Here is a 16385-nt window from a genome sequence, read left to right as displayed (position 1 = left end):
TGCAAACTCCACCATAACGATGAACCCGGTGGCCACCAGCGACGCCGCATTCCGGGGTGGGGCATGCCCCACCCCGGAATACACCATCGCCTACACCGGAAATTACACCACGAGCGCGGACGCTAACCGCGGTTCGGGCGCAGACCTGTGGACTGCGCCACACCGAAACTCGGCCCCGAGCGTTCTCTCTCCGTCCTTTTTCTCTCGACCTTTGGACTGAACCGGCGCCAGTACGGAATTTTAAGCCATTGAAGTACAATGATATTGTTCCTGCCCGCCTCAGATCGCTTTGGAATCCCCTTCGATAACCGCTCGGCAAAACAGCTGCAGTCCAACTATTCTGCGCCTAAGTCGCCCATCTCACCTTCGATGATCGGAGCGTTGCCCTGGGCGGTCTCCCAGTCCGCATACGTCCGGCCATCAGGGAGTTTCCACAGTATCCGCCCGTTCGCGCTCGCTCCGATTACGGTCGCAGCTGCGGCCGAGGCAGAAGAAAAACTATAGTCGCTGGTGAAAACTAGGAAATCGCCTTCCTGCCGCAACACCCCTTTATCGAGCAGGGTATTGCGCAGAGCGGTTGTGCCGCGTGGGATCGTCGTCGTTGTCCGGACCCGTGCCTTCGAGCCGGACCTGACCACGAAGTCCCCGGATGGCCCGAGCTCCATTTCAGCTGCGAAACCCTCTCCCCGAAAGAAGAAGCGAGGGCTTCCGACAGGCGCAGCGTCGGAAAGAGCATGGTCTACCGGCATCGCCTCAGCCACTCGCCCGCGGACTTCACGAAACAGATCCCAGCCAAGTGCACCTACTAGGGTTTTCGTCTGATCCACAAACTCATCCATTGCCGCGCGGTCGGGCAACGGCAACTTGCCGGCGTCGTCGGAGGGTGTCCGCGTATTGGGAAGCGTCCAGCGAGGATTACTGCCGACGCCGCGGATGAGGCAGGCCTCGACATAACGGGCGTGGCTCTTGGTCAGGTTCTCGTCCTTGCTGATCAGGACGACGGTATCGGTCCAGAAACCCTTGGCGTCACGCCCAGCCTCGTTAGAGTTGTGATAGGTTAGGCGGGCGCCGACACCTTCAGATTCGCCGATATACGCAAGTTGCCGATCCTGAGCGTCTTCATCAGCGCCAATCAGAATGTAGACACCCGGCCTCTCGATCTCAGGAAATGCTTCGCGAACCCGACGCAACTGGTTGCGGCGAAAGGCGATGGCCTGGATCGTCGACATCGAAATCTGCGCCACCCGAATGCCGTTCGGATCGCCGTCGAGAAGGAAGATGTTGATCGAGCGCGGTTTGGTCATGCCGCGCGCCCGACAATATCCATGAGCTTAGCATAGTCGGTAACCACATCGTATTTCACGCGGTCCTGCTCGACTCTCTGGCTGATCTCCGCAAAAAACTTCCGTGCGCACTCGATCTTGGTCTTCTCGAACTCGCGCAGCTTCATCGACGACATCGTGCCCTTGGTCTCGGCAACGAAGTAGATGTGCCGCACGCTGCCAGCCTTGAACGATATTGCCCAATCAGGGTTGTAGTCCCCCACCGGAGTCGGGATCAGGAAGCCACGCGGCAGCTTGGCATAGACAACGATCTCGCTACTTGTATCGAGTTCCTTCACGAATTCCCTTTCCACATCCGAATCCGTGATCGCGTAGTCGTAGACGTGGTTCTTGAGCTTGGCCGTAGCCCGGGAGAAGTCCTGCCCGGTTTGCGCGGCGGTAAAGATGTCGACGTCGTACCGCTCTTCGACTTCATCATATGCCAGACGCTCGATAACCATGGCGGCCTTCTGCTCGGCAATGATGCGCGAGGCCTCGGAGATGAAATGCTCGGGGTTCTTCGTGAACTGCTCGAAAACCACGGGTTCTATCCGGCCGAGGATGGTCGCCGCCGTGTCTCGCGTCAGCTGCGTGTTTTCGGCCACCTTGCCAACGAGGTCGTACTTCACGAGGGAGTGGATCGAGGCCCCGTGCTCGGTCGTGGTGCTGGTGACGGTAAAGCCGTCACCGCTGCGAAGCTGGTTGTCGGTCAAACCATCGCTCTGCACGCCAACCTGCACCGTGTACTGCAGCGGGGTAACCCGAAGCTGGCTGTCCAGCGCACCGATGCACTTGCGGATCAGTTCGGCCGAGTCGAACTCGACACGATAGACCGCCTTGTGATTGATCCGCGCCCAGAGCTCCTGGAACTCCTTCTTCTCAAAGTTCGCATTGAGGGGGTTGGTCTTGGGCTTGCGGCCATCATCGACCTTGGGCAGTTGTGCGTCGCTGAAGACGCTGTCGATGAGCTGGAACACCTGCTCTGCATGGGGCTTCAGCTCATCGGGCAAGTCGGCCAGTTTCCCCGCCGCTTTGGCCTCGTGGTAGGCGTCCGCGATCTGATCTGCATCGTCCGTGTAGTCGTTCTTCAGCAGGTAGCGGTAAATCTGCCTGGCCATCGCAGAGGTCACCTCGAGCGGACCTTGACCGGTGGCGATTATCTTGCCTGTGAAATAGGCTTCCGTTGCCTGCCGCGGACGCGACGACAGCGTCTCCACGATCTCTTTCTGAAGGCCGGCAACGAAGTCCTTGTAGCTTTCGCTCGCCACCACAGTCAGGACGTTGATGTCGTGCACGACTGCCGGATTATCCATCCGGTCCCCATGCTGATCGACGCTCAGCCGCAGGCCGCGTCCGATTTCCTGGCGACGGGAAATGGTGTTGTCGCTGTGCTTCAGCATGCACATCACGAAGACATTCGGGTTGTCCCAGCCTTCCCGAAGAGCCGAGTGGGAGAAAATGAAGCGGGTCGGCTCCGCAAACGAGAGCAGTCGCTCCTTGTCTTTCAGGATCAGGTCGTAGGCATCCACATCGTCTGAATCCACCGACCTGGCGCCGACGGCCGGGTCCTTCAGGCGATTGGTCTTTTTGTCGATCGAGAAGTAACCATTGTGGGTCTTCGCCGCATCGATCCCGGCCAGATAGGCCCGGTAGGCCTCATTATCGATTGCCAGCTCGGACAGGTATTCGTCCTTCAGCAGCGCGTACTCTTCCTCGAAGACCCGCGCATACTCGCCCTTCTCGTCGGCTTCGTCGTAGTCGCGGTACTTCACAACCTCGTCGATGAAGAACAGCGACAGCACCTTAATGCCCTGTGCGAAGAGCTGCTTTTCCTTGTCCAGATGCGCCTTGATCGCCTCACGGATCTGGATGCGGCGGATGTCGCGCTCGGAGACATCGCCGTTCGCCTCACCAGCGCGCAACACTTCGCCATTCGTGAATTCGACCGTGTCGTTGACGGCGTCGATCTGGCTGATCGTGAACCCGCGATACTGGTCCAGCTCGCCCGACTCCACAAACAGGTCGTCGCGGAACTCGAGCCGCCGAAGCTGGCGCTTGATCTCGCCCGACTTCAGCTTCACCTCCATCTCGATCCGTGCCACGGGCGCCTTCTTCGAGATGTCGATGCCTTCGAGATAGAGATAGGCGTTGGTGCCGGCCAGCCCGCGGGTCTGGATGCCGCGCACCGCGATCTTCTTGACCAGCTTCTGGTTATAGGCGTCCAGCGCGTCCAGCCGGTGAACGCGGTTGTGCTGGGTGCGGTGGGTCGCGGAGTAGCGCAGGATGAATAGCGGCTTGAATTTCGGCAACGCCTCCATGGTCGCCGCGCCTTCCATCTTCTGCGGCTCGTCCAGGATCAGAATCGGCCGGTTGGAGGCGATCACGTCGATGGGCTTGCGCGACTGGAAGTCGTCCAGCTCCTCGTAGATGCGCCGGTTGTCGGCCCCGCGCGCGCTGAACGCCTGGATGTTGATCACCATCACGTTGATGCCGGCGTCGGACGAAAAGCTCTCCAGCTCGTGCAGGCGTTTGGAGTTGTAGATGAAGAACCGCGCCTTCTTGCCGTAGCTCTCGGTGAAGTGCTCGGCCGTGATCTGCAGCGATTTATAGACCCCTTCGCGAATGGCGATTGACGGCACCATGATGATGAACTTCGACCAGCCATAGCGCTTGTTCATCTCGAAGATGGTCTTGATGTAGCAATAGGTCTTGCCCGTGCCGGTCTCCATCTCGACATCGAGGTGCACGCGGCTCGCAGCCAGCGCGTCGCGCTTGTAGCTGGCCGCGACGGGCACACGCTCGCCCCGGGCGTTGAAGGTGGTGAAATCCGTCAGCGACTGCGAGACGGGCAGGTTCTGGCGCCGCTGGACCTTCTTGATGTTCTCCAGAATCTGCGCGTCTGTCAGGGCGAGGTCGGCATTCCTGAACCCTTCCTCAAAGGCGCTGGCCTGCGCCGCGCGGCCGGGGTCGATGCGGTAGGTCAGGCCAGAGGTCATGGGCTGGCCAGCGAAGCAGTCGACCACGTCGTTGACGGCATTGGTCTGATAGGGCTGGACCTTGAACTTGAACTTCATGGCGCGCCCTCAGATCGACTTGACGTCGGTGGTGGGCGAGAGCTGGCGGAAGATCTGTTCGACGTTGATCTTCACCGCATCCGAGACAAAGCCGTTGTCGCGGAAGACCACGCGCAAAGGCTCGCGCTTCGCCAACTCCTTCACCAGTTCCTCGGTCACACCGCGATCAAAACAGGCGACAAGGGCGTTGTCATCGACGAAGAATACGGTCTTGCCTTGGGCCGTCTCGCGGCGGATCGGCAGCGTCAGGTCCACGCCCCAGTCGACCAGTACCTGAAAAAGCAGGTCTTCGGACGTGCGGTCTTCCTTCACATTGTCGACCATATCGAGCAGGTCAGACTGCTTCAGCTCATCCGGGCGGTAGTAGACGTCCTTCATGTTCGAGGTGTCCACCTTCAGCACCCGGAAACCGACATCGCGGTTCCAGTCGGGGTGACAGTCTCCTTCAAGAATCTTCTTGCCTGCGCGCCGGATACGTTCCTTCGACAGATCGGAAATTGTCTTGTAGCCTTCGCTTCGAGCTATGGAACCTTCAGCGGTGGCTTCGTCCAGCTGAACCATGATGAACTTCCGATTGGAACCCTCGCTAGCATTAAGAGCCAACAGAGCGTGCGCGGTGGAGGACGACCCAGCAAAGAAGTCCAGCACAATATCGCGGTCATTCGATCCAATTCTAATGAGGCGATCGAGAAGCGCAGGCGACTTCGGAAAGTCCATTACGGCTTTTCCGAAAAGATCCTTAACTGCAGCGCGACCGTAATCATTGGTAATCTCCTTGTCTGTCCAAAGAGACTTGGCCATAGTTTTAGCAACACTTCCGCCTTTGTTAAGGTAGTCCTTGCGGAAAATTCTCCATTCGCCTCTGGACTCCTCAGCCACTAGAAAATCGCGTTCCTTGGAAACCTTCTCCTTTCCCCAAGTCCAGCAGGTCTTTGTGCCATCTGGCGTATCTGGCCAAACTTCATCTGTGAATGTCTCATCCTTGTTCAGCGAGACCATGCCGGTTCCTGGGCAGACATACAGCGGGTAGTAGAGGTTTGGCCGGGTTGTAGGGTTGAACGATTGGTTACGATTGCGAAGCCCCAAGAGCCTGAAAGGACCATTGCTATCGCTGCGATTATACTCGTCAGCCATCCGCCCTTCTTTTTCAAGTCCGCCAATACAATCTGAATTCAGGCCGTCGCGAACAAAGATTAAAATAGACTCGTGCGTATTCGCGATGAAGCGGTCAAGGTGCCTCCCCCTTGGATTCAGCTGAACGGCCAGCTGAGCAACAAAATTCTCATCCCCGAATATCTCTCGGCCAACCTTAATAAGTGCACCGGCCTCATTGTCGTCGATGCTGATAAAGACAGCGCCATCTGAAGTAAGAAGGTTCTTCGCAAGACGCAGCCGCGCATACATCATGCTCAGCCAATCTGAATGAAACCGGCCATTTGAGGTGGTGTTGGCGACAAGCCGATTCCCTTCTGCATCCGTTTGATTTGATCGCTCAAGAAACTCCGCCGAACTTTCAGCGAAGTCATCCTCGTAAACAAAATCGTTCCCCGTGTTATACGGCGGGTCGATGTAGATCATTTTGACTTTGCCAAGATAGTTTTCTTGCAGAAGCTTTAGTGCTTCGAGGTTATCTCCTTCGATGAACAGGTTTTGCGTGGTATCGAAATCCACGCTTTCCTCACGGCTGGGACGCAACGTCTTGGCAATTGGCGCGTTCGCAAGCGCCAAAGCTTCCCGCTTCCCCGGCCAGTCCAGCCGATACCGCTCCTGCGGCCCCTCCACGATGTGATCACTCAATTCCTGACGCAGCTGATCGAAGTCCACCGCCAGACGCAGCTTGCCCGTCTTCTCGTCCCGCGCCTCGGTCACGCAGCCGGGAAACAGCTCACGGATCTTCGCGATGTTCTCCTGGCTCAGGTCGGGGCTGTGCATCTTCAGCTTGTCCATGCTCGTCCTCTCACTCATTCGTCACGACGGCGCCGGCGTGTCCGGCCGTCAGCCGCTCCAGTTCCTGCTTTGCCGCGCGTAGCTCGGCGTTGATCGCCACGCGCTTGTTGAATTGCTTCTCTCGCGCCAGCCGCGCCTTGATCCGCTCGACCTCGCGTGCCTGCACCTTGATCGCCTCAGCCTGCGCGATGCGCTCTTCCAGCGATACGGGCTCTTCCTGTGCGACATGGATGAAAGGCGTCTGCGGGGCTTCGGCGCGTCCTGATACGGGGCCAAGGATCAGCCGGGCCGTCTGTCCCTCGACCAGCGGGCTGAGAAGCCGCTCATACAGCGCGCCCATGTTCAGCGCCACCGGAAGGGGTGTGCGGGGTGCATCCTCAGGCAACCAGCCGCTCTCGAAATAGTCCCCTGCGACCCATCGGGTGCTATCCGCTTCACTGGGCCGCTTGTAGGCGGCGGCCAGCTTGATCCGGCCCCCATGCGCCAGTTCGAAGATCAGCGGAAACGGAATGGCCCGGTCGATTGCCCGTAACACGTCGCGGTCCAGCACCACAATCTTTTGCACAATGCGGAATATCTGGATTTCCGCGACCTGTTTCGTGGCCGCCAGATTGATCGTCTCCGGCGCCAGTTTGTGCGACCAGACGATCTGATCCACCTCCCGCACGAACAGATCTTTCAGCGTGGTGTTCGCGCCGGCGTGTTCGTAGATCTTGTTCTTTGGGATCACGCGGCCGAAGGCGGCGGCGCGCGGCCAGTCGTAGAGGGTCATGCGCCGCCCCCTTCGATGACCAGGAAGGCGATCAGCTCAAAATCGTCCAGCCCCTTGATGGTGTGGGTCAGCGCCGTGGTGCGGCCGCCGCTGAACAGGCTGTCGATGTCCTTCTCCTCCTTCACCTCGATCATGGAGCGGATGGCCTGGCTGAGCAGGTCGGAGTAGCGTCCCATCCTGCGCCCGTCGTCGGTGCGCTCGTTGAAGATGCGGCAGACGTCGCGCATGGGCTCGATCCGCCCCTTGCAGCTGGATCGGATCAGGTCGAGCAAGCGCTTGACCTCGGTGTGGTCGGCAACGATTTGGCCGTCGTCGTCGATGTAGACCAGGTAGAAGGGGTGCAAGCGGTTCTGCTGGTTAACGTTCACGCTGTCGTGGATGTTCCTCAGCGCGAAGATGACGCCGGGCAGCAGGCCCAGCTCTGGCTGTGCCGGGACGACGGCGTGCATGCCGAAGGGCACGTTGTCGAGCTCGCCATGCTCCTTGACGTAATTGAGCAGGTCCATCCGGAAATCATTCAGTCCGAGATCGGTGATTGATATCCCGGCCTTCACGTCCTCGAGCTCGATGACCTCGTCCTGGAGCCGCTTGAGCTGCTCCTTGCGATAAGCGATGTCGCTCGACTTGGCGGTGAGCACGTTGTCGTCGCCGGTGGCAGTGATGTCGGTGATCACCATCCGGTTTTCGACACGTTCCTTGAGGTTGATGTATTCGTCGAGCGTGATGTCGGGCCAGTAGTTGACCAGCTGGATCTGGCTGTTCGGGGAGCCGATACGGTCAATCCGCCCGAACCTCTGGATGATGCGCACCGGGTTCCAGTGGATGTCGTAGTTGATCAGGAAATCGCAGTCCTGAAGGTTCTGGCCCTCCGAGATGCAGTCGGTGCCGATCAGGATGTCCAGCTCGCCTGGTTCGTTCGGAAGGACGATGGCCTTCTCCTTCGACCTCGGAGAAAACAGCATCAGGACGCTCTGGAAGTCGTAGGACTTCTTGAGCGTGGTCTTGGGCACGTCCGATCCCGTGACCTTGCCGACGTGCAGCCCGAGCTGCTGCGCGAGGGGCGCCAGGTTGTCGTAAAGGTAGTTGGCGGTGTCTGCGAAGGCCGTGAAGACCAGCACCTTGCGATTTCCGGGGTTCAGCGGCTCGTCCACCTTCTGCCTGATGAGGGCAAGCAGGTGCTGGAGCTTGGCATCGTCCTCCGGTTTGACCTTTTCCATCGATGTGATCAGATCCTCGATGAGGACGAGGTCCGCAGCCAGGTCGTGCTTCCAAGACGGCAGGTCCATGTCGGCCAGGCTGATCTGGACCTTCTTCCCGACCGTGAACTCGTCGAGGCCGGAGAGGTCATCGTCCTCCGGGTCGAAGTCGTTCATTTCCGCGAGGTAGTCGGTGACGCTTTCGCTTCGTCCGGTTTTCTCGAACTGGTCTATCGCGTCGAGCGTGCGCGAGGTGTTGGCGCCGAGAGACCGCAGGGTGAGCCGGAACGCGGCGACCGAGCTCTCCAGGCGTTTCAGCAGGTTGGTCGTCATCAGCGCCTGAAGGCTGCGCTCCCGATCGGCCTGTCTGAGCTTGCCGCGTCCGCCCTCGACCTGCGTGTCGTAGATCTCCTCGTACTTCCGTAGACGGCTGGGCAGGATGTAACTGATCGGGGCGTAGACCGCGAGCTTCAGCACCGAGAGCTGCGTGAAGATGTCGTTGAACCCCATAACGTCCGAACGCTCGGTGATCGGGCGGTGATAAGAGAGCGGCTTGCGCCTTTGGGGGAACGTCCCGATGTCTTTCGTGTCGTAGAAGGTCTCGATATGCTTTCGTGACCGGGCGATGGTCACGGCGTCGAGAAGCTCGAAAAAGTCGAAGTCGAGCGCCTTCAGGATCGACGCAGCGGTCCTCTCTTCTGGCGGCAGGGACGACCATTCATTGAAGGCCTTCTGGGCCCGGCGAAAGATCTCTTCGACGCTGGTCTGGGCCTTCAGATTTTTACTGAGCGCCTCGGACTGCCCCTCATATGCAAGCGCAAGCTGATTACGAAGGTCAGTGAACCTGTTATTGACCGGTGTCGCCGAGAGCATCAGAACCTTGGTCTTCACGCCGGCGCGGATGACCTTGTTCATCAGCTTCTGGTAGCGCGTCTCGCGGTCCTTGTAGACATCGTTGTTGCGGAAATTGTGGGATTCGTCGATCACGACGAGGTCGTAATTGCCCCAGTTGACCCGGTTCAGCGGGATGCCAAAGGACTCGCCCGATGTCCGGGACAGGTCCGTGTGGCAAAGGACATCGTAGTTGAACCTATCCTTTGCGAAGATGTTGGTGGTCAGGTTCGTATTGTAGTTCCGCCAGTTGTCCGCAAGCTTCTTGGGGCAGAGCACGAGAACGGAGCGGTTGCGCAGTTCGTAATATTTGATGACGGCCAACGCTGTGAACGTCTTACCAAGACCGACACTATCGGCAAGGATGCAGCCGTTATAGGTCTCCAGCTTGTTGATGATGCCGGTCGCCGCGTCCTTCTGATAGTTGAAGAGCTTGTTCCAGACCACGGTGTCGCGGTACCCGGTGAGGTCGTTCGGCAGAACGTCCTCGTCTACGTCCTTCAGGAAGTCCTGAAAGATGTTGTACAGCATCATGAAATAGATGCGCTCGGGCGAATTCTCCTGATAGACGGACTCGATGTGCTCGCAGATGGCCGCAGTGACGTCATTCACCTTTTCCGAGTCCGACCAGATCTGATCAAATAGGTGAAGATACATCTTGGCGTGCGCAGGATCATCGAAGCGGGTCACGAAGTTGGAGACCGCATCGCCCTTTTGGTAGCCAAGATCCACGGCCGTGAAGCCGCTGATTGGCATGTAGGCCACTTCGCTTTCGGCCCCAGCCAGATGGATAAATTGCTGCATCGGGGCCTTTGTTGTGTTGGAACGAAACCTGGCCTTCTTGCGGATCCAATCAGCGCATTCGCGAGCGACGGCGCGTTGAGTGAGCTTATTGCGCAGCTGGATCTCGAACTCGGTGCCGTAAAGACCGCTTTCCCGTCGCGCCTTGGGAATGAAAAACTCCCGACGTTCCTTCCGGAGGCGATCGGTAACTTCGGTCGGCACAAATGTGGGCGCGGTGAAGATGAACTGTAGGCTGTCGATCTTCGAGAGCTCAGACTTCAGAGCTTCGAATGCGTAGATCGAGAAGCATGACGCAGCGATGCGCAGACGTGTGCCGCGGCCAATGGCGCTCTTCAGATCATCCCCGAGAAGATGAGAGGTGTTATCGATTAGCTTCATCGATAACCTCTCGGTTCAGAAGGATGATTTGCTGGTCCGTCGGCCTCCGTGCTGTGGGGGCGGTGTCCAGCCCCAGCCGCTTGAGTGCGTAGTAGAGAAGGGCCTTGCGGACAGGGATCTTCGCCCGGCCGCCACGCATCCCGTAATCAAGGGCAATGACCTTCTGCTGCGTTTCGGACAGCTCTGGGTGCGGTCCGATCTCCAAAGTCACCTGCTCGTTCCAGTCGGCGTCGCGATCGGCACAGACCTCGCTCGGCTTGGTACCGCGGGTCTCGATGATCCGCGAGAGAAGGAAGTCCTTAAAGCTCTGGTCGGTGAGGCAGAAGGCCCGTGCATGCCAGCGGAAACCATCGAATCCGATCGCGTGTGGCGCGATCCACCGCCAGCGCGGCTTCGGCCGGGACAGCGACTGATACTTGACCTCGATGGCTTCTGATCGGCGGATTGCGGCGACCACAGAACGCAGGGTCTTGGCGTTGACACTCCGCACGGGCGTCGGCGCGGAGTCGTAGGGGGGAAACTGTCCGATCCACGCATCGGCGCGATCCAGAATTCCGTCGGCGACAGATCTAAGCTGCGCGAGATAGCGGTTCGCGTCGGGTTTCAGGAACTGTGGAGCGAACTCTGCACCGCGGACATAGGCGCGAGCGCTCTTGTCGTAGTGCATGTTCTGCGGCGCCATTCCGATATAGCGGTTCAGGTCGGTGGACGCCTGATTCACCGACACCCCGAACGCTTCCATCAGATCGCCCCGGTTCACATGCCCCTCCCAAAACAGCCGGAACTCGATGAATTCGAGTCGTTGCTCGACCCCCCATCGCAGATCGGCCTTCGCTGTCGCCACACTGGACTCCTAATGACATGATCCGTCCGTTAACTAGGCATGACTAGTTACTGGGCTCTTCAATCACGCTAACGGAGAGATGATCGCCGGGCAATAGAAACTTGACGGGGCGCGGTTTCGGAGCCGGCAATCGGCGTCAGAGGCCCAGCGCAGCTCGCTGTGCCGCCCAATCTAGCGGCATGGGCTTCAACAGAGCGTCCATCTGCAAGGCGGCCGGCTGCCTTCCGTCGAGAATCGCCTCGACGATGTCCGGGGCGAGCAGGGTCAGGCGCAGGACCCGGCACAGGTAAGACTGGTTGATCTTCTCGGCCTCGGCCAGCTCGGTCACCGAGGCAAATCGGCCGCTCTCCATGAGCCGCTTCCAGCGGTGGGCTCGGGCGATCGCCTTCACCATGGTATTGTCGACGCGCGGGCGGGGCTGGCCCCAACCCGCCCCTTCGGGCATGACCACCTGCTTGCGCCCGCCGCGCTTCCGGAGAGTCAGAGGCACACGGACCGTCAGCGTGCGCCCGTCATCGGTGGCGGCGTCGCCGGCTCTCATGCTGCCCTCCGCGGATCGTCGGCCATGCCGCCAAGCTCATGAACCAGACGAGCCAGCCCATCGATGCGGAGGCGGATGTCCACGCCCTCCTGTCCGACGTCGACGCGCTCGACAAGGAGCTGGACGATGCGCGCCTGCTCGGCCGGGAACAGCTCGTCCCACAGCGGGTCCAGCCCTTCCAGGGCTTCCCTGACCTCAGCCTCGGACAGACCATCGATCTCGCGCCGCGCCGATCGCCATGTGCCGACGATCACCTCCGGTGCGCGAAGGAAGCCGCGCAGCTGGTCGACCACTGCGCCCTCGATCTCGGCGGCGGGCACGCGCCCCACCGGGCAGGCATCGGCGCCGCGCTTCAGGACCGACTGGCTGACATAGTAGCGGTAGAGCTTGTCGCCGCGCCGCGTGTGCGTCGGTGTCATGGCGCAGCCGGTTGGACCGAAGATGAGGCCCTTCAGCAGGGCCGGTGTCGCGGCCCGTGTCCGGCCGGCGCGGACCCTTGGGCTCTCGCGCAGGATTCCGTGCACCTTGTCCCACAGGGCGCGCGTGATGATAGCTTCGTGCTCTCCGGGATAGGCGGTCCCCTTGTGCACGGCGTCACCGATATAGACCCGGTTGTTGAGCAGCTTGTAGAGGAAGCCCTTGTCCACGAGACGTCCGCGCCGCGTCCGCACGCCTTCGGCCGCGAGTGCCCGGGCCAACGCGGTCGCCGAACCCACCTCGACGAAGCGCTCGAAGATCATCCGGACCGTCGCGGCCTCGGCATCATTGATCACCAGCTTGCGGTCCCGGACCTCGTAGCCGAGCGGCACGAAGCCGCCCATCCACATGCCGCGCTTGCGGGAGGCAGCGATCTTGTCGCGGATGCGCTCGCCGATCACCTCGCGCTCGAACTGGGCGAAGCTGAGCAGGATGTTGAGCGTCAGCCGCCCCATGGACGTCGTGGTGTTGAACGACTGGGTCACGCTGACGAAGGTGACGCCGCCGCGATCGAACACCTCGACCAGCTTGGCGAAATCCATCAGCGAGCGGCTGAGCCGGTCGATCTTGTAGACGACGACCACGTCGATCCGGCCGTCCTCGATGTCGGCAAGCAGGCGCTTCAGCGCCGGCCGGTCCAGAGTCCCGCCCGAGAAGCCGCCGTCATCATAGGGCTCGGGGATGAGCAGCCAGCCTTCGGGCTTCTGGCTGGCGATATACGCTTCGCAGGCTTCGCGCTGGGCGTCGAGGCTGTTGAACTCCATCTCCAGCCCTTCTTCCGTCGACTTCCGTGTATAGACCGCGCAGCGCAGCTTTCGGATGGGTTTGGCGGATGCGGGCGATTTCATCATGCTTGGCCTCGCCGGTTCTTGAGGCCGAAGAAGACCCAGCCGTTCCACCGCGTCCCGGTGATGGCGCGCGCGATGGCAGAGAGCGATCGGTACGGACGCCCCTGCCATTCATAGCCGTCGTTCAGCACGGTGACGGTGTGCTCGACGCCCTGCCATTCGCGGATCAGCCGCGTGCCGACGATCGGCTTGTCGTCGGCGCGGATCCGGCGCAGCACGATGTTGCCACCGTCGAGTTGCTCGCCCAGAGCTTCGAGGCGCTCGACGGTCGCGGGCTTCAAACCGCCATAGGCCAATTCCTGGATCCGATAGGCGAGCCGGCTTTCGAGGAAACGCCGATTGTAAGGTGGCGCCTCGGTGTCGAAGAGTTCGCGCCACTGCTTCTTGAGGTCGGGCGTCGGCGTGGTCTTCAGTGCGGCTAGCCGGGACAGGATCTTTTCTGTCATGGTCATGCGTCTCCTTTGCAAATTGGAGTTCCATGACCGCTCCGGTCGGGCGGGAAGTGAAGGCAACTTTCTCCGCGGTCGCCAAATACTTGCCTTGACTGGCGTGCCTTGAGCCGAACCAGCCCGCGCGCAAGAATCCTGCAGACCTCCCCGATTCGCTCGTCCGGCGTCATATGCCCGGGGTGGATCGGGTTCGGCATGTCCATCGCAGCGAGCACCTCAGGGATTGGATTCCCTTGGCCTCTACTCAGGGTGGGGACGAACCGTCCCAAGATGATGGCTTTTGAATCGACTCCGCCAGGCATTTGCGATAAGAACATAAGATGAACAAATGCGAGGCAATCATGGGCGGCTGAGATGGCTAAGAACCTGAAGAAATTCGTCAATCCCAAGTTTACCCGAACCGTCGATCTCGGCCTGCTGGGCCGCCTGTTCGAGCGCCACGGCGATGCCCTGAACGGGCTGGACCTTGGGGTCTTCAGGGGCGAGGCCGCGCAGGACGAGGCACGCAGCGCCGTCCAGGATTTCTTCGCGGGGCCGGAAGAGAACTATCCGGAAGGGCTCGTCGCCGACCTGCACCGGATCGCCGAGATCGGCAACGCGGCAGGCCTCGACATTATTCTTCAGCAGGCCGCGCGGCTCGGGATCCGCGTGACACCCGAAGCGAAGGATGACGAGCCGGAGGTTCACCAGGATCCCAAGCACGTCGCCCTGCGCGTCTTCCTCGATCATCCCGACGTCTTTGACGCCGCGTCCGACATGATGGCGCTCATGGCGCGCACGTCGCTCGCCGAGTTCGTAGGCCGCGACGAAGGCGTCGAGGCGATCATGGACGATCGCGCAAAGGCCGAATTCGAAACCGCCGCCGCCGCGATGTTCGAGCAGGATCTCCGCAGCAACTATTGCCGCGCCGGCTGGTATGACGATGCCGACGAACTCGTTCTGGTGATCGAGCACGGTTCTCCGATCACCACGACCGATGTCCTGCAAAAGGACCAGAAGCGCGTAATCAGCTTCCGCGCCGCCGAACACGCGGTGCTGTCCTACAACTCCACGACGGGCCTGTTGAAGATCGGCGGCGTGGCAAAGGCGCGCCGCGCCGATCTCGCGGAACTATTCGCCGACAAGATCCTGGGCAAGCCCGAATTCTTCGCCGGCGACGACGCCCAGAACCTCTACACGCTCGACCCGGTGCAGCGCGCGGGCTTCGGCTTCGCGTTCAACCATGATTTCGATCCGGGCATCCAGTGGGTCCAGATCACCGAGGTCCAGGTCGACCGCGTCGGCGCCGATCCGAAGACCGGCGAGACACGAACCTTCTACTCCTATGTTGCGCGCGACGGACGCGACAATGCCCTGGCCAGGTTGGGCGAGATGATGCGGGGCGCTCGTCTCGGGTCGGATTGGCGCCTCAACCACATCGTCATCCGCGTCCATTTCGCGACCGGCGGCAAGTCGGCGAAGAAGGTGACCGTCAAACTGAAGCCGCCGGCACACGCCATGTTCAAGCGCCAGCAGTTCGAGGGCCGGATCATGACGCTCCTTCGCCGCAATGGACTGCTCAATGACCGAGACGCTGCCCAGGCTGCTGTTGCGGCTGAGTGAGGCGGGCGATCCCGCAATCCTTTGGGGCCGACAGGCTGCGCCTCATGCCGGGCGCGATTTCGAGCGGCTGCTCGATCACGGCGTCCTGGTCGAGCAGTCGCCGGCAACGGAATGGGATGTGTGCCCCACCTGCGAATGCGGTCTCGACGCGCGGCCCATCCATCAGGTCAACGGGCGGCACATCGCGGTTTGTCCGACGGACCGGCGCAGCGACGTCGTTCTCGGCGATGACGATCTGCGGAGCTTTCGGATTCATCCCTCCGCGCTGGTCCGCGAAATCGCCATGGCGTCCGGGTTCGGAGGCGAGCCGGCGCCGGTCGCGACCGGTGTCTGGCATCTGGGGGAAACATCGAACCAGCGGGCGCTGTTCCTCGCACTGTCACAGGATGCAGCGCTTCAACCGGGATTGATCGGCCTGATGCGTTCGCTCGCCCGGTCATCGCCCATCACGGTGATCGCGCCGGCGATGGCTGCAGATGACCGGGCGCGCTTAGTCGACGCGGGGCTTCATCTTGTCGATGTATCGCACTGCATTGCTTGCGATGGAGCTGCACCTGGATTGGCCATCGATCAGTCCAAACTGGAAGCGCAACCGAGCTTGGCGCCCCGATTGGTGATTCAACGCGCCGCAAAGACCGTATCTCTCGACGGAACGCCCAAAACCCTTTCCGATCAGGAATTCCAACTGTTGGTCTTTCTGGCGGAGCATGCGTTGAAGTCGCCCGCTATCGTCGAGAATCGGGCGATCGAAGCGCACATCTGGGGAGCGAGCATCCATAGGATTTCGTCGCAGGTGCGCGAACCCGTGCGCGCGCTTCGGGATGCGCTGGCTCGCGGAAGTACGGATGCCACGTCCGTACGCGCATTGATCGAGAATCGGCGAAATCCGAACGGCTACCGGCTGGCTCTGCCTTCGGAGGAAATCGAATTGCTTTCCTAGCTCGCTGAGCGGGAAGCCGTCTTTGGAGGCAAAAGCCATGGCCGGATACGGCAGCAAGGAAGATGGCGGGTACAATGAGCAGAGCTTGGCATACAAGAAGGCCCCGTCCATCGAGCACTACGTGAAGCTTCGCCGTGCTGACCCGTCCGCCGAAATTGAGGTCGCCGTAATCGGTGGTATGGACCAGCTCTACTTCATGGAGGGCGAGCTGCGGAAGTACGGGTTCGATCCGGAAATGATCGCTTCCGTCCTCGATGCCGATCCCGAGGCAATCAGCGAGGTCTCTCTCCAGATCATGGA

At 60.6% G+C, this 16385-nt stretch carries 12 protein-coding genes; 3 read left to right on the top strand and 9 right to left on the bottom strand.

The window, feature by feature from the left end:
• Positions 1-335: 335 nt before the first annotated feature.
• From ABU113_RS16325 to ABU113_RS16285, 9 genes are all read right to left on the bottom strand, one after another.
• On the bottom strand, positions 336-1304 hold the full coding sequence (locus ABU113_RS16325) for a GIY-YIG nuclease family protein (RefSeq protein WP_454560543.1): 969 nt from the start codon (positions 1302-1304) through the stop codon (positions 336-338).
• Complete coding sequence (locus ABU113_RS16320) at positions 1301-4396, bottom strand: type III restriction-modification system endonuclease (protein ID WP_454560542.1); 3096 nt, start codon at positions 4394-4396, stop codon at positions 1301-1303. Before ABU113_RS16320 ends, ABU113_RS16325 begins: the two co-directional genes overlap by 4 nt.
• A 9-nt stretch (positions 4397-4405) precedes the next feature.
• Positions 4406-6343: a site-specific DNA-methyltransferase gene (locus tag ABU113_RS16315; protein ID WP_454560541.1), complete on the bottom strand. Its 1938-nt coding sequence runs from the start codon at positions 6341-6343 to the stop codon at positions 4406-4408.
• Between the two features lie 10 nt (positions 6344-6353).
• Positions 6354-7115 (bottom strand): DUF4391 domain-containing protein, encoded by a 762-nt coding sequence (locus ABU113_RS16310; RefSeq protein ID WP_454560540.1) that lies wholly within the window; start codon positions 7113-7115, stop codon positions 6354-6356.
• Positions 7112-10384: a helicase-related protein gene (locus ABU113_RS16305; protein ID WP_454560539.1), complete on the bottom strand. Its 3273-nt coding sequence runs from the start codon at positions 10382-10384 to the stop codon at positions 7112-7114. The genes ABU113_RS16310 and ABU113_RS16305 overlap by 4 nt, the downstream gene beginning before the upstream one ends.
• The gene (locus ABU113_RS16300; RefSeq protein WP_454560538.1) at positions 10368-11228 is read right to left on the bottom strand and encodes a WYL domain-containing protein; all 861 of its coding nucleotides are present in this window, start codon (positions 11226-11228) and stop codon (positions 10368-10370) included. Before ABU113_RS16300 ends, ABU113_RS16305 begins: the two co-directional genes overlap by 17 nt.
• Positions 11229-11364: 136 nt before the next feature.
• Positions 11365-11769 carry a hypothetical protein gene (locus ABU113_RS16295; RefSeq protein WP_454560537.1) on the bottom strand — a complete coding sequence of 135 codons (405 nt, stop codon included), beginning with the start codon at positions 11767-11769 and terminating at the stop codon, positions 11365-11367.
• Entirely contained in the window at positions 11766-13097 is a 1332-nt protein-coding gene (locus tag ABU113_RS16290) for a recombinase family protein (protein ID WP_454560536.1), read from the bottom strand. Before ABU113_RS16290 ends, ABU113_RS16295 begins: the two co-directional genes overlap by 4 nt.
• Positions 13094-13540 carry a DUF2924 domain-containing protein gene (locus ABU113_RS16285; RefSeq protein ID WP_454560535.1) on the bottom strand — a complete coding sequence of 149 codons (447 nt, stop codon included), beginning with the start codon at positions 13538-13540 and terminating at the stop codon, positions 13094-13096. The genes ABU113_RS16290 and ABU113_RS16285 overlap by 4 nt, the downstream gene beginning before the upstream one ends.
• Before the next feature lie 357 nt (positions 13541-13897).
• Here ABU113_RS16285 and ABU113_RS16280 point away from each other — a divergent pair, with 357 nt between their 5' ends.
• The 3 genes from ABU113_RS16280 to ABU113_RS16270 form a co-directional block, all read left to right on the top strand.
• The gene (locus tag ABU113_RS16280; RefSeq protein ID WP_454560534.1) at positions 13898-15145 is read left to right on the top strand and encodes a hypothetical protein; all 1248 of its coding nucleotides are present in this window, start codon (positions 13898-13900) and stop codon (positions 15143-15145) included.
• Positions 15105-16085, top strand: a complete 981-nt coding sequence (locus ABU113_RS16275) for a winged helix-turn-helix domain-containing protein (protein ID WP_454560533.1) — start codon at positions 15105-15107, stop codon at positions 16083-16085. The genes ABU113_RS16280 and ABU113_RS16275 overlap by 41 nt, the downstream gene beginning before the upstream one ends.
• A gap of 37 nt (positions 16086-16122) precedes the next feature.
• Positions 16123-16385: hypothetical protein (locus ABU113_RS16270; RefSeq protein WP_454560532.1), on the top strand; the 263-nt coding region annotated here is incomplete at its 3' end.

The organism is Parapedomonas caeni, from assembly GCF_041060555.1.
Taxonomy (GTDB): domain Bacteria; phylum Pseudomonadota; class Alphaproteobacteria; order Sphingomonadales; family Sphingomonadaceae; genus CAUJIW01.
Note: the sequence above shows the minus strand (reverse complement) of the source record. Positions and strands in the feature narration are given on the sequence as shown.